Origin of the sequence: Shewanella sp. 10N.286.54.B9, from assembly GCF_041468565.1 — a bacterium.
Lineage (GTDB): Bacteria > Pseudomonadota > Gammaproteobacteria > Enterobacterales > Shewanellaceae > Shewanella.
This window is the reverse complement of sequence record NZ_JBFRIY010000015.1, coordinates 206215-230097: the sequence shown is the minus strand read 5'-3', so window position 1 is coordinate 230097 and position 23883 is coordinate 206215. Positions and strand designations below refer to the sequence as shown.

At 44.9% G+C, this 23883-nt stretch carries 23 protein-coding genes; 11 read left to right on the top strand and 12 right to left on the bottom strand.

The genetic code is table 11. The annotated features are described in order from the left end of the window. Positions 1 to 345: 345 nt before the first annotated feature. Complete coding sequence (gene pepA, locus AB4135_RS05675; RefSeq protein WP_371991059.1) at positions 346 to 1854, bottom strand: leucyl aminopeptidase; 1509 nt, start codon at positions 1852 to 1854, stop codon at positions 346 to 348. 223 nt (positions 1855 to 2077) lie between these two features. Here pepA and lptF point away from each other — a divergent pair, with 223 nt between their 5' ends. Then, positions 2078 to 3193, top strand: coding sequence for an LPS export ABC transporter permease LptF (lptF, locus tag AB4135_RS05670; protein ID WP_371991057.1), 1116 nt, complete (start codon positions 2078 to 2080; stop codon positions 3191 to 3193). Then, the gene (gene lptG / locus AB4135_RS05665) at positions 3190 to 4248 is read left to right on the top strand and encodes an LPS export ABC transporter permease LptG (protein WP_371991055.1); all 1059 of its coding nucleotides are present in this window, start codon (positions 3190 to 3192) and stop codon (positions 4246 to 4248) included. Before lptF ends, lptG begins: the two co-directional genes overlap by 4 nt. Before the next feature lie 130 nt (positions 4249 to 4378). Here lptG and AB4135_RS05660 read toward each other — a convergent pair whose 3' ends face one another. From AB4135_RS05660 to AB4135_RS05645, 4 genes are read right to left on the bottom strand one after another with little or no spacing between them, the layout of a single operon-like run. Then, positions 4379 to 4888, bottom strand: a complete 510-nt coding sequence (locus tag AB4135_RS05660; RefSeq protein ID WP_371991070.1) for an RDD family protein — start codon at positions 4886 to 4888, stop codon at positions 4379 to 4381. Between the two features lie 60 nt (positions 4889 to 4948). Beyond that, positions 4949 to 5203, bottom strand: coding sequence for a DUF2960 domain-containing protein (locus AB4135_RS05655; protein ID WP_020914207.1), 255 nt, complete (start codon positions 5201 to 5203; stop codon positions 4949 to 4951). Positions 5204 to 5248: 45 nt separating this feature from the next. After that, positions 5249 to 5728 (bottom strand): GNAT family N-acetyltransferase, encoded by a 480-nt coding sequence (locus tag AB4135_RS05650; protein ID WP_371991053.1) that lies wholly within the window; start codon positions 5726 to 5728, stop codon positions 5249 to 5251. A gap of 18 nt (positions 5729 to 5746) precedes the next feature. Further along, positions 5747 to 7234: a carboxypeptidase M32 gene (locus tag AB4135_RS05645; RefSeq protein WP_371991052.1), complete on the bottom strand. Its 1488-nt coding sequence runs from the start codon at positions 7232 to 7234 to the stop codon at positions 5747 to 5749. Between the two features lie 113 nt (positions 7235 to 7347). On the opposite strand from AB4135_RS05645, the gene AB4135_RS05640 reads away from it, so the two are divergent. The 3 genes from AB4135_RS05640 to AB4135_RS05630 all read left to right on the top strand — a co-directional run bounded on the left by AB4135_RS05640 (position 7348) and on the right by AB4135_RS05630 (position 10506). Then, the gene (locus AB4135_RS05640) at positions 7348 to 7896 is read left to right on the top strand and encodes a DsrE family protein (protein ID WP_371991050.1); all 549 of its coding nucleotides are present in this window, start codon (positions 7348 to 7350) and stop codon (positions 7894 to 7896) included. A gap of 152 nt (positions 7897 to 8048) precedes the next feature. Continuing rightward, the gene (locus AB4135_RS05635) at positions 8049 to 8672 is read left to right on the top strand and encodes an OB-fold-containig protein (protein ID WP_371991049.1); all 624 of its coding nucleotides are present in this window, start codon (positions 8049 to 8051) and stop codon (positions 8670 to 8672) included. Between the two features lie 52 nt (positions 8673 to 8724). After that, entirely contained in the window at positions 8725 to 10506 is a 1782-nt protein-coding gene (locus AB4135_RS05630; RefSeq protein WP_371991047.1) for a flotillin family protein, read from the top strand. A 100-nt stretch (positions 10507 to 10606) separates the two neighbouring features. Here the strand turns inward: AB4135_RS05630 and AB4135_RS05625 are convergent, their stop codons facing one another. The 4 genes from AB4135_RS05625 to AB4135_RS05610 form a co-directional block, all read right to left on the bottom strand. After that, positions 10607 to 11248, bottom strand: a complete 642-nt coding sequence (locus tag AB4135_RS05625) for a DUF2913 family protein (protein WP_371991045.1) — start codon at positions 11246 to 11248, stop codon at positions 10607 to 10609. A gap of 94 nt (positions 11249 to 11342) precedes the next feature. Beyond that, complete coding sequence (locus tag AB4135_RS05620) at positions 11343 to 11987, bottom strand: peroxiredoxin-like family protein (RefSeq protein ID WP_371991044.1); 645 nt, start codon at positions 11985 to 11987, stop codon at positions 11343 to 11345. A gap of 156 nt (positions 11988 to 12143) precedes the next feature. Beyond that, entirely contained in the window at positions 12144 to 13442 is a 1299-nt protein-coding gene (locus AB4135_RS05615) for a DEAD/DEAH box helicase (RefSeq protein WP_371991042.1), read from the bottom strand. Positions 13443 to 13625: 183 nt separating this feature from the next. Further along, positions 13626 to 15413 carry an aminopeptidase P family protein gene (locus tag AB4135_RS05610; RefSeq protein ID WP_371991041.1) on the bottom strand — a complete coding sequence of 596 codons (1788 nt, stop codon included), beginning with the start codon at positions 15411 to 15413 and terminating at the stop codon, positions 13626 to 13628. A gap of 294 nt (positions 15414 to 15707) precedes the next feature. Here AB4135_RS05610 and AB4135_RS05605 point away from each other — a divergent pair, with 294 nt between their 5' ends. The 3 genes from AB4135_RS05605 (at position 15708) to AB4135_RS05595 (ending at position 19254) form a co-directional block, all read left to right on the top strand. Further along, positions 15708 to 16898, top strand: coding sequence for an MFS transporter (locus AB4135_RS05605; protein ID WP_371991039.1), 1191 nt, complete (start codon positions 15708 to 15710; stop codon positions 16896 to 16898). A 69-nt stretch (positions 16899 to 16967) separates the two neighbouring features. After that, positions 16968 to 17738: an ROK family protein gene (locus AB4135_RS05600; RefSeq protein ID WP_371991038.1), complete on the top strand. Its 771-nt coding sequence runs from the start codon at positions 16968 to 16970 to the stop codon at positions 17736 to 17738. A gap of 298 nt (positions 17739 to 18036) precedes the next feature. Then, the gene (locus tag AB4135_RS05595; RefSeq protein WP_371991036.1) at positions 18037 to 19254 is read left to right on the top strand and encodes a M24 family metallopeptidase; all 1218 of its coding nucleotides are present in this window, start codon (positions 18037 to 18039) and stop codon (positions 19252 to 19254) included. Positions 19255 to 19322: 68 nt separating this feature from the next. Here the strand turns inward: AB4135_RS05595 and AB4135_RS05590 are convergent, their stop codons facing one another. Beyond that, the gene (locus AB4135_RS05590; protein WP_371991034.1) at positions 19323 to 19793 is read right to left on the bottom strand and encodes an FKBP-type peptidyl-prolyl cis-trans isomerase; all 471 of its coding nucleotides are present in this window, start codon (positions 19791 to 19793) and stop codon (positions 19323 to 19325) included. 260 nt (positions 19794 to 20053) lie between these two features. On the opposite strand from AB4135_RS05590, the gene AB4135_RS05585 reads away from it, so the two are divergent. Continuing rightward, positions 20054 to 20710: a cupin domain-containing protein gene (locus AB4135_RS05585; protein ID WP_371991032.1), complete on the top strand. Its 657-nt coding sequence runs from the start codon at positions 20054 to 20056 to the stop codon at positions 20708 to 20710. A gap of 6 nt (positions 20711 to 20716) precedes the next feature. Here the strand turns inward: AB4135_RS05585 and AB4135_RS05580 are convergent, their stop codons facing one another. Beyond that, positions 20717 to 21010 (bottom strand): helix-turn-helix transcriptional regulator, encoded by a 294-nt coding sequence (locus tag AB4135_RS05580; protein ID WP_248972971.1) that lies wholly within the window; start codon positions 21008 to 21010, stop codon positions 20717 to 20719. Positions 21011 to 21163: 153 nt separating this feature from the next. Further along, positions 21164 to 21664, bottom strand: a complete 501-nt coding sequence (locus AB4135_RS05575; protein WP_371991030.1) for a hotdog fold domain-containing protein — start codon at positions 21662 to 21664, stop codon at positions 21164 to 21166. 159 nt (positions 21665 to 21823) lie between these two features. On the opposite strand from AB4135_RS05575, the gene AB4135_RS05570 reads away from it, so the two are divergent. Further along, the gene (locus tag AB4135_RS05570) at positions 21824 to 22744 is read left to right on the top strand and encodes a DUF368 domain-containing protein (RefSeq protein ID WP_371991029.1); all 921 of its coding nucleotides are present in this window, start codon (positions 21824 to 21826) and stop codon (positions 22742 to 22744) included. A gap of 155 nt (positions 22745 to 22899) precedes the next feature. Further along, entirely contained in the window at positions 22900 to 23856 is a 957-nt protein-coding gene (locus AB4135_RS05565; RefSeq protein WP_371991027.1) for a YbgA family protein, read from the top strand. Positions 23857 to 23883 lie beyond the last annotated feature (27 nt).

Genomic DNA, 23883 nt, shown 5'->3' with positions numbered 1-23883 from the left:
TTTTTGTGGGGATTCGTCAGGGTCAGTGTAAACTTTAATTGATAGCCATACATTTGCTAATTCCACTAGCCATTCTTAGACCCTTTGCACTAACGCGTTCCTGTCCAAAAGCGAGTTTACGACTACATGCTAACTATTCATCTGAGTTGGGCTGTGCAAGTTTCTAAATCATGGATGATTTGGCAGAGCCTATAGGGATATATTCACGGCGACTTGCAAAAGCTCAATGCAGCTGAATTGTCTTTGATTATCCAAAAACACAAAGCATTAAAAAAGCCAGTTGAATTAACAACTGGCTTTTGTTTTATCTGGCAATGCTAGATAAATCGTTTTGGCTAAGCCAAATTACTCACCTTGTTCAACGCCTGCGCGGTTGATCAAGAATTGAGTTAATAATGGTACAGGGCGACCTGTTGAACCTTTATTCGCGCCGCTATTCCAAGCAGTACCCGCCACATCGAGATGTGCCCAGTTATACTTCTTAGCAAAACGAGAGAGGAAACAAGCAGCAGTAATAGAACCTGCTGGACGACCACCTAAGTTAGTCATATCAGCAAATGGGCTCTCTAAGTGCTCTTGGTACTCATCCCATAACGGCATGCGCCATGCGCGGTCACCACTTTGCTCACCAGCATTAAGTAGCTCGTGTGCCAGTGGGTTATGACCAGAGAACAGACCTGATGCGTGCTTACCTAATGCAATCACACATGCGCCGGTTAGCGTTGCTGTATCAACAACAAGCTCTGGGTCAAAACGCTCAACATAGGTCAATACATCACATAACACTAAACGGCCTTCAGCATCAGTGTTTAACACTTCAACTGTTTGACCTGACATCGTGGTTAAGATATCGCCTGGGCGATATGCATTGCTCGATGGCATGTTTTCACAGCCAGCAAGTACGCCAACGACGTTGATTGGTAGCTGCATGTCACACAGTGCTTTCATTGCACCGATAACACCTGCTGCGCCGCCCATGTCGTATTTCATCTCATCCATGCCTTCGCCTGGTTTAAGTGAAATACCACCGGAATCAAAGGTTAGGCCCTTACCAACAAGTACAATTGGCTTTTGAGTATTATCAATAGCGCCTTTGTATTCCATGATGGTCATAACAGATTCGTTATCACTACCACGGCCTACCGCTAGGTATGAGTTCATACCTAGCTTTTCCATCTGCTCTTCACCAACCGTTGTTACTGTGAGGTTCTCAGTATTTTCGGCGATTTGACGAGCTTGTGATGCAAGATAAGCGGGATTACAGATGTTTGGCGGCATGTTTGCCACGTCGCGACAAAGGTGCATACCGGCTGATACAGCCATGCCATGCTCAATCGCGCGCTCGCCAACCGTTAGCTCACGGCGAGTGGGTACGTTAAATACCAACTTACGTAGTGGGCGACGAGTTTCACCTTTACGTGTCTTAAGCGCATCAAAACTGTATAGGCTGTTTTGTGTACTTTCGACCGCTTCACGTACTTTCCAGTATGTATCGCGACCTTTCACGTGTAATTCGGTAAGAAAACAAACAGCTTCCATTGAACCTGTTTCGTTTAGGGTATTAATAGTCTTAGTGATAATTTGCTTGTATTGGCGTTCATCAAGTTCACGCTCTTTACCACAACCAACCAAAAGTACACGTTCGCTTAATACGTTAGGTACATGATGCAGTAATAACATCTGTCCTGGCTTACCTTCCAAATCGCCACGACGAAGTAGGTTACTAATGTAACCATCACTGATCTTATCTAACTGTTCGGCGATACCGGACAAGCGTCTTGGCTCGTATACACCTACGACGATACAAGCTGAGCGTTGCTTCTCTGGGCTGCCGCTCTTTACGCTAAACTCCATGAGCTCTCCTAGATTCTTAAAGACAAATTTTATTATTTATTAGATAATGTCTGCTTGTGCCCAAAAAGGGCCTGAATATGGCGCACCCTAAAATAGATTTTTCAGGTGTTTTCCCTGGCCATGTTATGCAATTGTTGGTTACAAAACTACTAAAAGTAGACAGTTTACATGAAAGTTGTATTGATACCAGCATAATTCAAAGTTTAGAGACAGGATCCTACCTGTGATTGTATTTAGATACTTGATTCGAGAAGTTTTAAAGGCGCAAATTGCAGTACTTTTGGTGCTGTTAGCTATTTTTATTAGCCAACATTTCGTGCGTGTGCTTGCAGACGCTTCTGATGGTGAGTTTCCCGCTTCCCTAGTGATGACATTGCTAGGGCTCAATATGCCGTTTCTAATTGTTTTAGTGCTGCCACTCAGCCTATTTTTAGGTATTTTGCTGGCTCATGGCCGTATGTACTCAGAAAATGAGATGGTTATTTTACACGGTGTGGGCATTAGTGAATGGTATATCACCCGAGTCACTTTGTTGCTTGCTGTGGTCAACATGGTGTTTACAGGCTTTTTGTCTATTTATGTTACCCCTTGGGCAGAAGAGCGGCAAAACCAGGTGTTAGAACATGCCCAATCTGAGGCGGGGATTGCCGCATTAACCCAAGGGCGCTTTCAAACCAGCCCTAATGGCCGCGCAGTATTATTTGTCGAACGCATTGGCCGAGACAATAAGCTTGATAAGGTATTTGTTGCCCAGCTTCCGGATCCTGAAGACGAAACAGGCTTAGCGAATGTTGTGGTCGCACGGTCTGGCAAGGTGGTTGAAGACACTACAGGCGGGCAAAGGTTGCAGCTTGAAGATGGGGTGCAATATCAAGGGAGTCCAAAACGCATTGATTATCAGGTGGTCGAATTTGGTGGCTATCAGATGGAGATTAAAGAGCAAGAGGCGGGAGAGCGCAGGCGTAAGCTTTCGGCACTGCCCATTGACCAATTGATGGATATTGATACGCCAGAAGCGACTGCTGAGTTTCATTGGCGCCTTGCGATACCGTTAGCTATTCCTTTAATGACCTTAATTGCAGTGCCTATGGCGCGAGTGAATAACCGCCAAGGAAAGTTCGCTAAAATGTTCCCTGCTATTTTGCTTTATTTGGGCTACTTCGGGTTGATGGTCGCTGGACGTAAATCGTTAGAAGACGGCGTTATTCCTGAATTCCTCGGAATGTGGTGGATCCATGCCTCCGCCCTGTTAATAGGCCTGCTCTTACTCGGTAAAGAGCGGCCAACAGGGGCGAAGCTTTCAGGCGTGTTTAAGCGTAAAAAGGCGGCTCGCGCATGAGAATTTTAGACTTCTATATTGCTAAGGTTCTTATCAGCAGCTCATCTTTGTCACTGCTTATTTTGACCGGTTTATCGGGCATTATTAAGTGGGTTGATCAGTTAAGGCTGGTAGGACGAGGCACCTATAGCATGATGGATGCTGGGATCTATGTACTGTTCTTGATCCCCCGTGATATCGAAATGTTTTTTCCTATGGCAGTACTGCTTGGCGCACTTACCGGCATGGGAATGTTGGCATCAAATTCTGAATTGGTGGTGATGCAGTCATCAGGCTTATCACGCTTACAAATTGCACTGTCGGCAATGAAAACTGCGATTCCATTAATGATCTTGGTGATGTTACTGTCGGAGTATGTGGCGCCTGTTGCCGAGGTACGTGCGAAAGAGATCCAGCGAACGCAGATCTCTGGCGGTAGCTTGATTGAATCTAGCCGTGGAGTTTGGGCAAAGGATGGTGATCTTTTTGTTAATATTGGTGGCATTGTTGATAGCAATAATTTACGCGATATCACTTTGTACGAATTTAGCGATACTACTAACCTTACCAGTACTGTCCATGCTGAAACCGCTAAATATATGGGCAAATTTTGGCAGCTCTATGACGTTAGAAGAACGTCTCTAAAGAGCGAGCAAGTGGTGTTGACCAACCTCGATGAAGACAAATGGATATCGTCTTTGACGCCTGAGAAATTAAGTGTGGTATCGGTTAAGCCTGAGTCGTTGTCTATTGAAGGGCTGTTGGATTATTTGGACTATCTACAAAACAACAATCAAGCTTCTGCTCGCTATGAGTTAGCATTGTGGCGCAAGTTAATGCAGCCTGTCACTATCGCTGTGATGATGTTAGTGGCGCTATCTTTTGTATTTGGCCCGTTAAGAACGGTGACCATGGGCGCGCGAGTGCTGCTAGGGGTCGTGGCTGGTTTTAGTTTCTATATTTGCAGTGAAGTATTTGGTCCGTTAAGTATCGTTTATGGCCTACCAGCGTTTATTAGTGCCGGAATGCCAGCTGTCATATTTAGCGCTGGCGCGCTGTACTATATCCGTAAATAAAGGCCTAATCCTTAGAAGGTAGGCAACAAAAAAGCCAATATACTTGTGAGCAAGTTTATTGGCTTTTTTTATTCTGCCTAGCGCCTAGCGCCTAGCGCCTAGCGCCTAGCGTCTAGCGCATATTAAGCAATTAAACGCCTCGCCAGTTACGCATCTGATTAGCTTCTTTAGACAGTACCACCACTTCAGAGCGTGTCATCATATCTTGCAGTGCAAGCTTGTCACCGTTAATTAATATCCACAAATTACCAATGCCGAGTAACGACCAGATAAGTCTCGCCGCAGCGGTGATCATACTTAGATTCTGACCATTCGGGTGCTGGATCTTAAGTCTCCAAGCACGCATCCCTAAAGTTTGGCCACCGTAGCTCCAAAAGCTGATGTAGAACAAACCTACACATAAGGCTATCCAGAATTGATAGATCCCTTTATATAACGGCTCGGCATTTAGCGCATCGGATATATGCTCATAACCTGTTATGTCGACTAGCCCGCCAGAGACCAGTGCGGTAAATAGGCCAAAACCGATAGCGCCGGCGATCATGTAAACCGCAACAGCGAGTAGCAAGTCGTAAATAATTGCGCCGCAGCGTTTGAAAAAACCAGCGCGTGGAAAGTTAGCATGATCGCTGTTGGGCATAGAGTTTGCTGTCATTAATATCACTCAATTGGTTGGTTGCGAGTCAGTGTTGTTAACGGGTTAACGCGCTTTAGGATCATCTTTAATGTAATAAATATCGCTAAAACCAAATCTAGCAAACTCTTTATTACGAAAATCTCTTACCGCCGATGAACCCTTAGATGTCATCTCTACTTGCTGTTCCATCATATGGTAGCGAGTTAAATCAACGCCTTCTTCAGCCGCAACGGCTTCATAGATGTCATGGAATTTGTCGTAGGCAAAGTTGATCTCTTTGGCTTTGCCTTTGAACTTATAGGTGATTCTTACGGCCATGTTAGTCTTCTCTTTTGAAATTGCGCATATGATAGCAAATCTCGGCTATAAGGTATAAACCATATAACAGGCATCGGCTGGATAGCCACTGAGATCTTTCTCGATCTTACGCTCGCTGAAGCCTTGTTGTTGCCAGTAGCGATCCGCACCTTGCACGGCAACTAAGCTAATGCTGTTGTATTTGTCTTGCACTGCAAACAGTTTCAAGCGATCGAGGATCAATCGACCTGCGCCTTTGCCTTGAGCTTTAGCTGACAGCGCAATGTCGTGCAGGTACAGGGTATCGCTTGCAGTGATGCTGCCTAACTCTTGCTCTAAAGTGGGCGGATTATTGATTATCCACGGATGAGCCAAGCAATAGCCTACAACTTGTTGGTTTAGTTCGAGGCTAAAGCAGCTTTGCGGCGATGCTAACCATTTACTCTGTAATACTGCTAATGACTCGGGTTCGATCTGTGGATAGCACTCTAGCTGGATCTCAAGAATACTTGGCCAGTCACTTGCTTCAATGCTGCGTAGTTTCATCTATTAATCCTACTTGTTTTAAGCGGAGTATCGCTGCAGTAAATGCTGCTTGAAATGTTCTGGATTAAGTGTTTCTCCAGTGGCTTGTTTTACCAGTTCATCGGTGGTCAATAAACTGCCTTTCGACCAAATATTATGTTCAAGCCAACCCATTACCGATGATAATTTTCCGTTCGCGACAAGTGATTCCATAGCGCCTAACTGCTGTTCCATCGCGACTCTGAATTGAGCGGCGTACATTGCACCTAAGGTGTAGCTTGGGAAATATCCCATCTCACCAACGGCCCAGTGAATATCCTGCATGCAGCCATTCTTGTAGTCTCCATCGGTGTTAATTCCTAAAAGCGATTGCATTTGCGCCGACCAAAAGTCAGGCAGGTCTGCAATTGCGAGTTGATTGCTAACAATGGCTTTTTCAGCTTCAAAGCGCAGCAAAATATGGCAAGGGTAGGTGACTTCATCGGCATCGACCCTGATATGACCAGGTGTGACTCTGGAATAGATATTTAGCAGCTGCTCATGGCTTAAGTTGCAGTCTAAACGTTGCTTCAGCATTGGTTGCAGCTGCTGGAGAAATGCACTGCCGCGTCCAAGCTGCATTTCGCAAAACAGACTTTGGCTTTCATGGATTGCCATTGAGCGGGCAACGCCGGCGGGCTGTCCGCGCCATTTAAGCGGCAAGCCTTGTTCATACTTAGCATGCCCGGTTTCATGCACCACACCCATTAAACCGCTGGTAAAATCAGCTTCATCATAACGAGTCGTTAGACGCACATCACTGGCAACGCCGCCACAAAACGGGTGGCTGCTGGTATCGAGCCTACCGTGGTTAAAGTCAAACTGTAAAAGCTCCATCACATCACGACTTAATAGCGCTTGTGCTTCACTACTGGTATGAGGAATGCTAAAACGAACTTGGTGCTGCTGTTTATCTTGAACTTGTTCAATTAATTGCGGCAACCAGCTTTTTAAGCCACCAAATATCTGCTCAAGCCTTGTTGATGTCATTCCGGGTTCAAACTTATCCAGCAGTGCATCATAAGGGGAGACATTAAGGGCTTCTGCACGAATCTGTGCCTCTTCCTTTGCAAGCGCAAGTACTTGCTCAAGGTTAGGTTTAAATCCTTGCCAGTCGTTTTGGTTACGTTGCTCGCGCCAAGCTTGCTCGCACTTATAGGCGGCTTTGGTTTTGGCTTCAACAAGGCTCCCCGGAACAATATTCGCTTGCTGGTACTGATAGCGGATCTCTCGAAGGTTTGCCTGCTGCTGCGGATCTAATGTTTCTAACTCTGCAGCGGCAATCGTTTGCTCTAGCATAGGCGCGGTTTTCAATGAATGAATATGCTTGGCAAGTTCAGCCATTGCTGCGCCTCTCGCTTCGCCGCCACCAATAGGCATCATCGCTGCTTGATCCCAATCACCGAGTGCGCTCAAATGTTCAAAATGGCTAATGCTTTGAAAGTGGCTGCAGAGCAATTGATAGTTTTTGTTAGTAGACTGGTTCATAAAGGTCAGCTAAAGATGAATAATCTCGCTATGCTAGCATGAACTTTATCGCCTACTAAGCGTAATAAATCGATAATTATCGTTTGAATAATAACTATTATAGGGAAGTAAAAATGAGAAGATTACACGGGGCTTATCTTATCGCTGCAAGCCTATTAATGTGCAGCTTTAATCTCATGGCGGGCAGCGATGCCTTCAAGCCAGGACCCGTATTAAAAGACTATGGAAAAATAGCTGATGTTGAAACCAGCGTAACCATTCCTAAAGAGATGCAATTCAAAGTGGTGTTTGATATGAGCAAAGCCGCAGAGCCTGGCAAAGTTAACCGTAGTTTGGATACGTTGGCGCGCTTTATCAATATGCATGTCAGCAATGGTGTTGCACTCGATGATATCGACTTGATGATGGTGGTCCACGGCAGTGCAGTCAAAGACTTTACCCAGGAAAAATTCTATCAATCAATTCAAGGTAAACCTAACGCCAACGCAGAGTTGATAAACCAACTGACCAAAATTGGTGTTAAATTTAATTTATGTGGTCAAAGTGCCGCTTATTATGATGTGTCACTGCCGTTGTTGCTACCTAGGGTCGATATGGCATTATCGGCGATGACAGCTCACGCCATAGCAGCAAAAGAGGGTTACAGCTTGAATCCTTTTTAGGCTGTGGATTTTTTAGTTTGGCTACAGGGCAAAGTTTGGTATGCTAAATACTGCATAAATTATTTTAAATTATGCAGTTAGCCACATTGCAAGGCATCGAAGCTTTGCGCCGCATAGGATCATGCGGATAAATTGTGTTCATGGAGGATTTAATGGTTTCATTTCTATTAAGCCAAGAAAACTTACCCTATGCCATCTCGTTATGTATTGTTGGTATACTCGGTATTGTTGAAAGCTTATCCCTTGTCATTGGTGCTAGCTTTTTAGGGCTACTCGATGATTGGGCGCCTAATGATGCAGGCAATGATGTCGGTGGAGTCACGGGGATTGCTGGCTGGTTGTGCATTAATCGCCTCCCGCTACTGATTTGGTTTGTACTGGCACTTGTGAGCTTTGCCATTGCAGGTTTATCGGTTAACTTCGTCTCTCTAAGTTGGTTTGAAAGTCTATCTGCCCAATCTGTTTCTTTGCCTATTTCACTTATGCTCATGGCCGTCAGTTGTCATTTTCTTGGTGGAAAACTTGCCAATATCTTACCTAAAAATGAATCATCAGCAGTTTCGGTTGAAGACCTTAATGGGTGTGTTGGTACTTTAACTATAGGTAAAGCCGTTTTAGGAAACCCTAGCGAAGCATTAGTTAAAGACGACTATTTGCAAAAGCATTATGTGTTAGTGGAGCCCGAAGAAGATGGCGTTGAGTTTTTAACCGGGACGCAAGTGGTGCTGCTTAAAAGAAAAGGCCGTGTTTGGAGCGCGGCAAAACTTGAATCATGAATATCCATATGTTTGATATAAATTTAACCTAAATAATGAAGGAACATTATAGATGGAACCAGTACAAGATATAGCTGCAGGATTTGGTGGTAGCTTTGCGTTAATAATCGCAGGCTCAGTTTTTGTCGGTATGTTGGTAATTGGGATGATTTTTGCCAAATTGTATTGCCGTGCTACTAAAGAGATGGCGTTTGTTAGAACAGGCTTTGGCGGAGAAAAGATAATTAAAGATGGCGGCGCCATCGTTCTGCCCGTTCTGCATGAAACCACTGTGGTCAATATGAATACATTACGTATTGAAGTGGAAAAAACACAAAAAGATGCCTTGATAACCAAAGACCGTATGCGAGTCGATGTTAAAGCGGATTTCTATCTGCGAGTAGCCCCCAATGTAGAGGGAATCTCGATGGCGGCGCAAACTCTTGGCACCAGAACAACCCGAGTTGAAGAGCTGAAAAAGCTGATGGAAAGCAAGTTTGTCGATGTACTGCGTGCAGTGGCTGCCGAAATGAACATGACAGAGATGCATGAACAGCGAGCTGACTTTGTGCAGCGCGTGCAAAACAATGTTGCCAATGATTTAGAGAAAAATGGCTTAGAGCTGGAATCGGTATCGTTAACTGGGTTCGATCAAACTGACTTACAGTTTTTCAACGAGAATAATGCCTTCGATGCTGAAGGGCGCGCACGCTTAGCTAAGATTATTGAAGAGAAGCGTAAAGAAACCAACGATATAGAACAAGAGAACCGTATCAAGATTGAGCAGCGTAATCTTGAGGCAGAAAAGCAGTCGTTAGAGATCGAGAAAACAGAAGAAGAGGCCCGCTTAGTGCAGCAACAAGCACTGGAGTTTAAGCGTGCTGAGCAGAAAGCTGAAATTTTGAAGCAACAAGAACAAAAAACGCGGGAAGAGCGTGAAGCTGAGATTGCTAAAAATCGTGCGATTGAAACTGCCGAGATTGAGAAAACCAAAGATATTGAAACCCGCGAAATTGAAAAGCGTAAAGCGATTGAGCAATCACGCATTCAGCAGCAGCGCGATATCGAAGTGGCTGAGCAAGACAAACAGATTGCCGTTGCCGCGAAATCAGAAGAGGAGTCTGCTGCACGCGCACAAGCCGCAGATGCTGAAAAACTCAAGGTAGAGAAAGAAGAAGCGGTTATCACCACTCGCCAAGTGGCCGAAGCGAACCGTCGTAAAGAGATTGAAGTGATTGATGCGCGTAAAGAAGCGGAGCGTGAGGCGGTGGGAGTTACCGTTGAAGCGGAAGCGGAAAAGCGCGCAGCGGAAGATAGATCGAGCGCAATTCTAATTGAAGCAAAAGCGGCCGCAGATGCGAAGAAGTTAAGCGCAGAAGCTGATGAGAAAGTCTATGCGGTTGATGCCGCAGGTAAGCAAGCATTACATGAAGCTGAGAATGTATTGAGCGATGAGCAGATTGCATTGCAACGCTCACTGGCTATTTTGGCCTCATTGCCTGAAATTATCAAAGAGTCAGTTAAGCCACTGGAAAATATCGAAGGCATTAAAATACTTCAGGGTTATGGCGCTGCAGGTAATCACAGTTCTGACTCTGCTGGAGTGCAAGCATCATCTCAAGGGGGCATTGCTGAGCAAGTCACTACCGCAGCGTTAAATTATCGTGCCAATGGCCCGGTGATTGACTCTATGCTTAAAGAGTTAGGCCTGGTGGATGCACAAACCGGTAACTTAAGTGAACTGCTAAAAGGCAATAACAGCCTCACAGAGCAAGCGCTTAATATCCCTAAAGTTGAGCTCGATACGCTCGATGGTCACAGTCACAAGCAAACCACAGCAGCGGATCTTAACTAAATTATCTGCCAACTTTAAAGAGCGCCTTAGGGGGAATGCCAGTCAGCTTAACTGACTGGCATTACTGCATTTCGCAGGCCTTTTTATTGGTTAAACAGCTTTAAGTTAATGGCTGCAATAGCGCTAGAGCTGGCTGTAGGTTTTTTGGCCAAATTTGATAAGCTTTGTGGTGCTTAATCAACGAGGCTTTTTTGTTGCCAGCACTGATAAGTAGATCATGCTTATAAGCTACAGCGGCAAAGGCTGGCTCAGGTGCGCGGACATAAAGTGTGATGGGTTTTAACAGTTCATCGCCAGCAATGCGCTGATTAAATTGATCATCTGAGATGATTAAACTTGCGTGGCCATCGCTATCAAGTTTCAGTTTCTTGCTGACCTCTTGATCGGTAATGATTAGCCAATCATCCGCTTCAAGTTCAGCTAACATCGCCTTTAAGGATGCTGCCAGACCTTGTTGTTTATCGGCAATATAGTGGTACTGCTGACTAATTTTTTGCAGCAACAACTTAAGTTCAGCTCCTGCTCCCATGCTGCGGGCTTGTCTTATCCAAAAAGTAAGATCATCAGCGATAAGTTTTGAGAAGCTACGTTTCTTTAGCGCTGTCACCATCCAGCTACACAAAAAATGACTCTCTGCCGCGGGTGTTTTGGCGCTACTACTGCTCGCCGTTGACTCGGCAAGTGCTGCAAGACCTGCGTCAGCAAATTCTAAAAGGGCTTGGTTATAACTGGTATCGGACATGAGATCTCCGCCGTGGAAAGTAAATGAGGATACGGCGGAGAGATTATAGCTAATCCAGTCTTTAACAGCTACGCCGAAGCACAGCTGCTAGAGATTATTTGAGCGCCAGTTTTGCTGCGGTAGTGATTAGCTCTGGTGCTGGACGCACTCTAAAGTTTGGGTTTACATACTGGAAATGCACTAGGCCATCGGCATCACTGATATAAACAGCTGGCACCGGTAATACTAAACGTTGCTCGCCAGATGGTGTTTGCCACAGTTTATTTTCAAGCTTCATCTTGCTGGTGTAACGCGCAGTGGTTTTGGCGCTGGTAAAGTACGCTAGACCAAAGGCTTTACTGGTATCTAAATTGGCATCGGATAACAAGGTGTAACTGAGGTCTTGTTTGGTCATTGAGGCTTTTAGTTTCTCCGGGGTATCCGGAGAGATGCCTATAAGTTGAAAGCCCATCTCAAGTAGTTGGGGCTCAATCGCTTGTAACTGTCCCATTTGAGAGTTGCAAAATGGGCACCAGCCGCCGCGATAGAAAAAGATAATGCTTGGCTTGCCAGCAGTGAGTTTGGCGATATTAACACTATTGCCATTGAGATCTTTAAGTGATGCGCTCGGGATGGTTTGGCCGTTCATTAACGGCATCACGTTCAATTCATCGAGTGCAATAGGTTTAGCAAAAATTGGCAAGCTAAACAGCAGTATTGATAGTGAGAGTGACAGAGTAACTAAGGTCTTTTTTAACATTATTGTGGCCTTTGAATGTAGAAGTGACAGTTGGAATTTAACTAGACCCCGTTATTAGGGAATAACTTTCAAAGCCTGTCGCTAAATAATACGCATAAAAAAAGCACCATATGGTGCTTTTATTGATTATAAAATAATTCGATGTCCGTACTGCGATTATTTTATCTTCTTTATTTTTGCCGGTGAGGCATTTTTCACTTTCACGCGACGGCCTTGCATGTTTTTCTCGGCAATCACTTGAGCGCCAGCGTTATCGCTACGTTGTTGTTTCTTGGCGAAACTGCGACGAGTTTGCAGCTGTTTGATAAGTAAATCACGACTACCCACTTCATAACCCGGAACCGTTACACGGCGTAATTTCTGGCCAATCAGTTTCTCAATGTCAGCTAAGGTACGTTCCTCTTCACGGCTGACAAATGAGATGGCAACCCCTGATTTTCCAGCACGGCCAGTACGGCCAATACGGTGGACATAATCTTCTGCAAGGAAAGGTAGGTCGTAGTTGACCACATACTCAAGGCCTTGAATATCTAGACCGCGAGCAGCAACTTCAGTGGCCACTAGCACGCGCATTTTACCTTCTTTAAATTCACGCAGCGCGCGGCGTCGGCTACCTTGTGCCTTTTCGCCGTGTACTACTGCCGTTGGAATGCCATCTAGATTAAGCTCTTTTTCGAGTTTATCAGCAGCATCACGGGTGGCAGTGAATACCAATACTTGTTGCCAGTTTTTCTTACCGATAAGTTCTGAAAGTAGTTCACGCTTACGGCGCTGCTCTACTGGGTAGATAACTTGGCTAACGGTATCAGCAGTGGTGTTTTGTTTGTCAGCAGTAATTACGTTTGGCTTGACCATCATCTCACTGGCAAGCTTTTTCACCGGCGCAGAGAAAGTGGCTGAGAACATTAAGTTCTGACGTTTACTATTGACTGCTTGTAGAATTTTTTGGATATCAGCACTAAAGCCCATATCGAGCATACGGTCGGCCTCATCAAGTACTAAAAAGTCGACATTCGAAAGGCTAAGGTTACAAGCGGTAATATGCTCAAGTAAACGACCTGGCGTAGCGATAATAATATCGGCACCGCGCTTTAGCTTTGTGGCTTGGCTATCCATTTTAACGCCGCCGAAGATAGTGACCACATTCACTTCTAAATACTTGGCGTAATCATTAATGTTGTCAGCAATCTGTGAAGCCAGTTCACGGGTAGGGGTCAAAATTAATGCGCGCGCATTTGAACGGGCTGTTTCAATTGGGTTGTCGAGCATTTTTTGCAAGATAGGCAGCGAAAACGCAGCTGTTTTACCTGTACCCGTTTGGGCGCTGGCTAGCACATCTTGACCACGGCGCACCGCTGGAATGGCTTGCTGCTGAATAGGAGTCATTTTCTGATAACCACATTCAGAGATGGCGCGCAAAATCTCGGGAGCAAAACTAAAAGATTCAAATCTCATGATGAGGGTCCTGTAATCAACTATTCAACCGCTAGCGAACGGCGCTAACTTCTTTCTACCATTAAAATGGCGGTGGCGGAGTATAGCAAACTTTAGTTTAAAACCTGTACTTATTTTCTAGACTGCGACAAATGCAATCAATAAAAAAGCAGCGCTAATGCGCTGCTTTATCGAACCACTGCATTATATCGCTGCGGTAACCTTGTTAAGCCAAGTCAGTTCAGTGCCTTGCATGTGTGGAGTTAGCTTTTCTCGCACCTGCTGATGGTATTGGTTGAACCACTCAATTTCAGTTTCAGTCAGGAAGCGCTTATCGATTAGTCGCGCATCCATTGGAATAAAGGTCAGTGCTTCAAACTCTAACATCTCGCGTTCACAATTGGCTAAAGTGATAGATGGACGTACAGCGACTAAGTTTTCAAGACGAATACCAAACTCATTGGCACGGTAATAACCTGGCTCATTAGATAACACCATGCCCGGCAGTAAAGCGACAGCACTTCTATTTTTGGCTATTCCTTGTGGCCCTTCGTGAACGCTAAGGTAGTGGCCAACACCATGGCCTGTACCGTGATCGAAATCGAAGCCATGTTGCCATAGATATTGACGAGCGAAAGAGTCTAACTGTTGGCCTGATGTGCCCTGCGGAAACTTAGCTTGGTCAATGGCGATATGACCTTTTAATACCAGAGTAACCATCTTGCGTTGTTCATCAGTCACTTCACCAATGGCAATGGTACGAGTGACGTCGGTAGTACCATCTAGATACTGAGCGCCAGAATCGACCAGATAGATACTGTTCATGGTCATCTGTGCTGGCGTGCCATCATTATGGTTGTAATGACACATCGCTGCGTTTGCACCTGCAGCTGAAATCGTATCGAAACTCGGCTCTTGATATAGCGGATCTTCTAGGCGGAAGCTTTCTAGTTTATCGGCAAGTTGCCCTTCATCATATAAACGTTCAGCTTGTACTTCGCTATCAAGCCAAGCCAGAAAACGACTAACTGCGACGCCATCACGAATATGACAGGCCTTCATTCCACCAAGTTCAGCGTCATTTTTTTGCGCTTTAGGCAGTGCAACCGGATCGGCACCTGCAATAAGCTCAGCTCCGGAATTTTTTGCGGTGATCTGTAACCAAGCATTGGTAGTATCTGGACTTGAGAGTACTTTGGCGCCTTTAAGCTTGCCTAGCTCTACTTCAAGTTCAGCTTCGGCTTTAAAGCTAACCCCGCTACCGACATGTTGCTCAATACCTGCTGGCAATTTAGTGGTGTCAGTAAACAGCAGCATATCGCCGTTGGCATGTAGCAAGGCAGTACCTAAAACAACGGGTAAACGTGGCACGTCTTTACCACGAATATTGAGCAGCCAACAGAATGAATCCAGTGCTGCGATAATCGCCACATCAGCGCCAGCAGCTTTTATTGTTGCGCCAATAGTGCAGCGTTTTTCGATACTACTGCGGCCAGCACTTTGTTCGCTGAAGGCCATGATAGGTTCACTTGATGCTTGTGGTCTATCGCTCCAGTTAAGGTCAATGGGGTTGTCTTTTACGGCAACCAACTCTATCTGCGCTTTGCTCAAGGTATTACGAGTGTTATTGAACCAAGAGAGGGTATGCAGTCTTGCATCAAAACCGACATTGGCATTGGCACTGAGCTTCTCTGTCAGCCATTGGGCTTGAGGCGTGTCATGCAAGCTTAGGTACTCAAACAGCTCAGCATCTACTTGTTGACGAACCTGCACCGTGTAGCGACCATCGACAAAGATAGCTGCTGAGTCTTTTAACACAATGATCATGCCTGCAGAACCGGTAAACCCGCTCGCCCATAGCATGCGTTCATTATGGGCTGGGACATACTCTCCCAAATACTCATCTGCACGAGGAATAATAAAAGCATCGAGATTGGATTTTTCCATCTCAGTTCGAATTGCACTGAGGCGTGCGGCAATAGTATTTGACATGATGACTCCCAACTAGCACTTGATCAGCAAAAGGGTATTGGCTGAATGTGATGAATTTTAGTTCTACTTTAGCGCGGAGGTTATCACAATCTATTGGCGCTAGGGGAGTGGCTTACTGGCTTATTTGTATTATCTTTTTTACCAGTTTGTAGCGTTGTTTGTGACTACAAGCCTATATTCAGCGGTTTACCTAGGTGAGTTAACATTAAATTCGTGCCACTATGTTGCAATAAAATTTTGATCAATGTTACGACGTCTCGAATTAATAGTGTTGTTTAAGGGTAATAAAAGCTTATGCCATTTAATGTATGGATACTAACGTTAGCGCAGGCGTTTGCCATGAGTGCCACACCAATGATGATGTTGTTAGGTGGTATTATTGGCGCGGAAATCGCGCCATCGCCTGAGCTTGCAACATTGCCGATAGCCTCTATGGTCATTGGTGTCGCATTGTCTATCGTACCTGTGTCTAAACTTATGCAGGCTTTTGGTCGCAAGCCAGTGTTTATTTCTGGCGCATTAGTGGCAGCAAGCTCTGGCATGTTGGCAGCTTTTGCAGCCTCACAACAGAACTTTACCTTATTTTGTTTAAGTGGTGTGATGCTCGGTTCTGCAGGCGCTGTGGTGCAGCAATATCGTTTTGCTGCGATGGAGTCGGTGTCTGAAACCTTGGCAGCTAAAGCAGCTTCAAGAGTATTATTGGGTGGATTGGTGGCCGCAATTATAGGGCCCGAATTGGCTGTGTTAGGTGACGTTTTATCAGAACAAGCTTATGTTGGCGCTTTTTCCTTTCTAACCATAGTGAGTTTGATTGCAGCTGCCATTCTATGTTTTTATCGAGAAGCAAAAGTTGAGCGTAAAGCAACGATTGAGTCCACTCGGACCACAGGTCGTTCTCTGGGTTCAATATTGTCACAACCGCAAATCTGGGTGGCGATTGCTGGCGCAACGTTAGGCTACGCCATGATGAGCTTTGTGATGACGGCCACTCCACTGCATATGCATCATATTGAACATCATTCCCTTGCTGATACTAAGTGGGTTATTCAGAGCCATATTATCGCTATGTATCTACCTTCATTTATTAGCGGCGCATTAGTGGTACGCATTGGTGTATCGAAGATGATGCTACTTGGTCTACTGGCCTATGTGATAACCATAGTCACCGCACTGCTTGGGCATGATCTCCTTAATTATTGGGCAGCGTTGGTATTGCTAGGCATTGGTTGGAATTTCCTTTTTGTGGCGGGTACCGCTTTATTGCCTCGTTGCTATAACAAGGATGAGCGCTATAAGGTGCAAGCGTTTAACGATAGCTTTGTTTTTGGCGCGCAAGCTATGGCATCACTGAGTGCTGGTTGGGTAATTTATGTTTTAGGTTGGGAGATATTACTGATCAGCTGTTTACCACTGATTGCTGCGTTACTGCTACTCATTGCATGGTGGAAGTTATCTACCAGCCGTATGCTACACAAAAATGTTTGATTCGCTTGCAATTAAGTAAATTGTGGTAAGCTGTTTAACTGATATTTATGAACGCCTTAGGAGTAGTTGGTGCAAACATTAACGGTAGATATAAGTGGTTCAAAAGCACTGTTTGAGATCGAAACTCAAGGGCGAGTTGAGCAATATAAGATCGGTGCCAGCGATAGGTTCAATATAGGCAGCTTAAACACTCAAATTGCTGAACTAGAACAAGACTATGATCTCAATGGTTACTCACTGGGGATTGCCGTTCCTGGTTTAGTGCAAAACAAGCAATTAGTCGCTTGTAAGTCACTACCAGGGCTTAATGGTTTGTCAGCCGAGCAGTTGGTGACACGAGCTAAACGGATAATCATTGCTAACGACAGTGACGCCGCTATGCGGGCATTGCTTGAGCCTAAGCAGCAGTGTGAACTGCTCGTGATGTGTGATACCGGTATTGGTATGTCGATTGCGATTAACGGTAAACCTTTCACTGGGGCTGCGGGGATAGCTGGAGAGCTTGGGCATTGCCGAGTGATGACCGAGTCCGGAGAATTTAGCTTGGAGAGACTTGCTAGTGGTGAGTCGATTGTGGCGAGAAATCTTAGTAGTAGTGCCGATCTATATCGTGCAGGTAGTTACTTAGGTATGGGGCTTGCGTGGACGGTAAACCTTTTTAATCCGTCGCGAGTCTATCTTGCGGGCAGCATGATGAATAATCTCGATTACTACAAAGGTTGCGTCGACACATTAAAAAAGATGGCATTAAGAGCACCGTTGGCTAGCACTAAGATTAATCGTGTCGATGACCGTGAAACCATAGTGTGCCGTGGACTTAAGAGTATGTTGGCGGGGTAGCAGTGTTATCGCATCAACTTAAAGGAGCGCTAGTCGCTCCTTTTTTGATAAACGATATTTACTGAGATTAAAGCAAGCTTTCAATAACTATTTATCAATTAACAGCAATTAACCGTGTATTTTTGTATACTTTATGCTAGAAAGTGAGGCAGATATTTTCACATAGATCTCCCTGTTTAAAGCTTGCTGTGGCAATAGCGTTAAATGGGGAGATAGCTTCATTTATGATAAGCGCTGAACGCCTCGAATACACGGTGTTTTCGCCGCTTAGGTTAACTTTTAAAGTAAGGGTAAGCAGATGACAATAGGCGTAGGCGGTTCAACCGCAGAACAAGAGTTAGCCAAGCTCGCAGATATGACTCAAGGCGCAGAGCCTATTAGCCGCGATGAGTACTCAGTACGTATCGCTAACGCCCAGTCTATTATGCAGGCTGAAGGCATTGCCGCTATCTATGTTAATGCGGGCACCAATTTATACTATTTTACTGGAACACGTTGGTATGCCAGTGAGCGTATGGTTGGTGCGATTATCCCAGCTAGTGGCGCGGTTGAATACATAGCACCTGCATTTGAAGTTGATACGTTACTTGGTTATATGGCCATCGAAGGTAAGGTGAATACTTGGCAAGAGGACGAAAGCCCTTACGCACTCTTTGGTGATGTTCTGGCTCAAATGGGCATTAGCTCAGGTAATATAGGTATCGATGAGTCAGCTGCATTCTTTATATTTGATGGCGTTCGTCAAGCGCATCCGCAGTTTAATTATGTCAATGCCAAGCCTGCAACGGCGGGTTGCCGAATGATTAAATCCACGACTGAGCTAAGTTTATTACAGCGTGCTAAAGATATGACGTTAGAGGTGCATAAGGCTGCAGCGCGTATTCTTCGCGAAGGTATTAGCACCACTGAAGTTGAAGCTTTTATTAATGCGGCGCACATCAAGGTTGGCATCCCAGCTGGCTCGTATTTCTGTATTGTATTGTTTGGTGAAGACAGCGCTTATCCTCATGGGGTTAAGTCTCCTAAAGCACTTGATTTAAACGATACGGTGTTGATTGATACTGGTTGTCAGTTGTTCGGCTATAACTCAGATATTACCCGTACTTACGTTTATGGTGATCCTAGTGCGCGCCAACGTGAGCTATGGCAGTGTGAGCAAGATGCGCAAATTGCAGCCTTTGAAGCGGCGCAGTTAGGTGCAAGCTGTGCCAGTGTCGACCGTGCTGCTCGCGATGTGCTAGAGGCCAAAGGTTTTGGTCCTGGCTATGACGTGCCTGGTTTGCCACATCGTACGGGTCACGGTATTGGCTTAGATATTCATGAGTGGCCGTATTTAGTGCTTAACGATCAGACTCCACTCGCTGTTGGGATGTGTTTTAGTAACGAGCCTATGCTATGTGTACCAGGAGAGTTTGGTGTGCGCCATGAGGACCATTTCTATATGACTGAACAAGGTCCTGTTTGGTTTACTAAGCCTGCGCATTCAATCGACGATCCGTTTGGTTATCAAGCTTAACGATTACTCAAAAAATGACACAAAAAAGCCCGAATGGTTAACCGTTCGGGCTTTTTTTAAAGCGATTATTAATCGATACTGATGAGTTCAACATCAAAAATCAGTGTTGAGCCGCCAGCAATTTTGCCCGCGCTACGATTACCGTAAGCCAATTCACTTGGAATAAAAAAGCGCGCTTTCTCGCCAACAACCATCAGTTGCACACCTTCAGTCCAGCCCTTGATCACGCGATTTAATGGGAAGCCAATAGGTTCGCCGCGCTCAACAGAGCTATCAAATACAGTGCCGTCGATTAAGGTGCCATGGTAGTGCACTGTTACCGTATCACTTGCCTTAGGATGGACTGTGCCATCGCCCGCTGTCAGTACTTGATATTGCAGCCCTGATGCGGTGGTTGTTACAGCCTCATTTAATTTGTTTTTGGCGAGAAAAGCATTGCCGAGCTCAATATTCTCTTTGGCCGCTTTCTGGTTATTCATTGAGGTGAAGAAGTAAAAAATTACACAGGCGATAACCACGACCGCTAAAATCATTTTCATTTGAATTCACTTTAATTACGTTTACTGAATGTGGCTATAATCATATAGAATTGCCCCAGCCAGGTAAATCGACGAGAGGCTAGAGTATGGGATTGAACGTTATCTGCCATTGGCTCGAGCCCAACACGCTTCTAATTTGAATTAACTTACTCATAATATACCCATCATATACGGACTTCGACAGTTTAACGGTACTGATTCTAATCATCGCCACGTACATATGGGCTTATCAAAGTATGCAGTGAGCAAAGGGGGATTTAATGTTAAATATGGATTTAAGCCTGCGTGTCGTCATTAGAACTCAAGAGCAACCTTGGTTAGATAGCCCATCTGCAACGGTATTTCGTAAACCATTGGAGCGCGCAGCAGCAGAAAGTGGTCACACAACCAGCATTGTTAAGTATCAAGCTGGCGCCAGTTTTAACAGCCACAGCCATCCATATGGTGAAGAGATATTGGTATTAGAAGGTATATTCTCCGATGAAGAGGGTGATTATCCTGCCGGCACTTATATTCGTAATCCGCCAGGGAGCAGTCATGCGCCGTTTAGTAAAGAGGGCTGTGTGCTACTGGTAAAGTTAAACCAGTTTGATAAACGTGATTTACAAAAGGTGCGGATTAATACTCGCACCGGTGAATGGCGAGCGGGTATCGGTGGTTTACAGGTGATGCCGCTGCATGAGTTTGAGCATGAGCATGTGGCGTTGGTTAAATGGCCTGCAGGCGAGCGATTTCAAGCGCATCGTCACTTTGGTGGGGAAGAAATTCTAGTGCTGAGCGGCGAGTTTATCGATGAACATGGCGCTTATCCACAATACACATGGCTTAGAAGCCCACATCAGAGTGAGCATTTTCCGTTCGTTAAACAAGACACCATCATCTATGTAAAAACTGGCCACCTTCACCCTAAAGGGTGACGGGCGTTAACACTTTTCGTCGCTGCAACACTCTTCTTGCAGAAAAGCGACTAAGCCATCTAAACAATCAAATTGAGGGATACAGTGCAGAACTCTTCCCTCTCTTTGCTGCTTAACAAGCCCGGCGGACATCAAGCTTGAAAGGTGATGCGACAAGGTTGAATTTGGGATCTGTAATGTCTCTTGCAGTTGTCCAACCGGTAAACCTGCATGACCCGCTTTTACTAAGCAGCGAAACAGCGTCAACCTCGTAGGGTGGCCAAGTTCTTTTAATGCCTTTGCGGCAACGTCAATATCCATAATTTCAACTCAGTGTCAGTGTTGCCATTAGTCTTTAAGCGCAGAATTAGATAGCCGTGATAAAGCTCTATTTCTCTGGCCTGCTATTATTTCGATCATTACCGAAATAATAGCAGGGTAAAGACAATCATTGAAGTCTTATTGGCGAATACTTTATTTTCTCGATGGTTTTTCTGAGATCCATAACTTAATTGTACCCTGTACTACAGCTACGCCGTCGGTATCATATGCAGTTACTGGCACTAACATGTCACCAACAACCCACTGCTCAGGCTTTACTTCGGCGACACAAGTGATATCGCTGCCCGCTTTAGCGGTGTAGTCAACGCTCATTCCTTTAGGGATCCAACGTAAGTGGCTGGGAATAGAGGCTTCGGCCATGGTGCCCATCGCCATCTCTAGGCCATTACATATTGCGATTACGTGCACAGTTTGAATATGGTTGTGGACTAATTTGCGCTTTTTAATAAGACAAACGCATTTATTCACTTTTAATTCACTGATAAAAGGTTTTACTGTACCGAAGTAAGGGGCCATGCGGCAGACCATGAGTGAAAATATCTTGTTGCCAAAGGGGAGGCGAGTAATTCGCTTGTACAGAGACATCACCTTTGTGGGCTTATTGCTTGGCTTGTTATTCGTTGAGTTGCTCATCTTCTTCCTTGTGAACTTTACTGGTCGGATGAGATTAACATTGAATTAACATCGATTGCTAGCGTCTTACTTGTTTCGCGGTAAAGATAAGCTTCGCTTCTCTGGTGTAGCGCAGTATAATTTTGGCAGATAACTCTACTGAGTCGATTAAGGAATAAAGTGAACTATTTAAAGACCTACCTTAAAGGGATGGCAATGGGAGCAGCTGATGTTGTTCCTGGTGTTTCAGGTGGTACTATCGCCTTTATTACAGGCATATTAGATCAACTGCTTGATAGCATAAAAAAGATTAGACCCTCTTTATTTAGCATTATTAAAGAGCAAGGTGTTAAAGCGGCTTTTATACACATTAATGGACCATTTTTAGTTTGTGTATTTGGTGGCATCTTAACCAGCATTATGACGTTAGCTAAGCTTATAACTTATCTACTGCACACCCATCCTATTCCCGTTTGGTCGTTTTTCTTTGGGCTAATAGTAATATCTGTGGTGCACATGCTCAAACAGGTTAAGGGTTTCACCGTTGGTCGTTTAGTCTTGTTCGCATTAGGAGTCGCCATTGCATGGGGGATTACTATGCTAAATCCAATTGCGCTGGAGATGACTTACCTCAATGTGTATCTGGGTGGTTGTATTGCGATTACCGCAATGATTTTACCTGGGATCTCAGGCAGTTTTATTCTATTGCTGCTAGGGCTGTATACTTCGGTTATGGGGGCTGTAAAGGGGTTTGATATTGCCATTATGGCAACGTTTGCAGCAGGTGCTGCCACTGGCCTACTTAGCTTTAGCCATGTGTTATCGCTACTATTGCGCAAGTATCACGATGCAACTTTAGTGTTTTTAACCGGGCTGATGTTAGGGACTCTTGGTAAAATTTGGCCATGGAAAGAGGTGCTGAGTTTTCGGGAGAACTCTAAAGGCGAGATGGTGCCGTTGGATGAACGTATTATTTCACCACTGCAGTATGAACATATTACTGGTCAGCCTGCATTATTAAGCTATGCCATTGTCGCCATGCTATGTGGCATTTTATTGGTATGGGGACTAGAGCAATTCGCCAATAAAAACCGTCGCTAGCAAGTAACCAACTTTAAGATAAACGCCAGCATTTTGCTGGCGTTTTTTTTGGGATAAATCCAGGTAATTGCCATACTGAATTAAAAACTTGTACAACAAAGTGATCCTTGTACAAGGATGCTGCGTAATGACTTTAAAATTAAGGGAGTAATGCTATGAGCCATTTTAATTCAGACAAAATTCAAATCGGAATAAGCGCATGTTTATTGGGGGAGAAGGTTCGTTTCGACGGCGGCCATAAAGCCTCAAGCTATTGCCGCAAAGAGATAGCAGAGCACTTTGACTACGTGCCTGTTTGCCCTGAGATGGCAATCGGCATGGGCGCTCCAAGAAAATCAATACGCCTCGAAAAAGACGGTGACATCATATTTGTTAAAAGTGCTGATGGCTCAATAGATGTCACTGACAAGCTTAATGCGTTTAGCGATAAAAAAGTGGCTCAATTAGATTTTCTCGGCGGCTATATCTTGTGCGCTAAATCTCCAACGTGTGGCATGGAACGTGTAACTGAATATAAGCTAGGCACCAATAATGGTTGGAAGTCAGGTGTTGGAGTTTACGCGCGTAAACTGATGGAACGTTATCCGTTGTTGCCCGTTGAAGAGGAAGGGCGGTTACATGACTTGCCAATCCGCGAGAACTTCTTTACCCGTGTTTATGCTTATCATGACTGGCATTGCTTGCAAGCTTCAGGTTTTACCAAGAGTAATATTCTCGATTTTCACGCTCGTTATAAATACATGTTGATGGCGCATAACCCAAAGCTTTACCGCGAGCTAGGTCCTCTGTTAGCGGACATGAGTGGTGACTTGAACAAGATCGCTGATACCTATTTCACTCACTTCATGCAGATCTTAAAGGTCAAAGCGACTCGAAAGAACCACACCAGTGCGCTGCAACATATGCAGGGATATTTTAAAAAACATCTGTCGAGCTCACAAAAGGCAGAGCTCACCGAAGCCATCTTAAAGTACAACCAAGGTTTACAGCCTATCTTGGTGCCAATGACCTTGATTAACCATTATTTGCGTGAGTTTCCAACGCCGTACATTGAGAAGCAGGTGTACCTTAACCCGCACCCACAAGAGCTTAAGCTACGCTACGCCTATTAACTGGATTAAGGGTGATTGTCGTCTGGG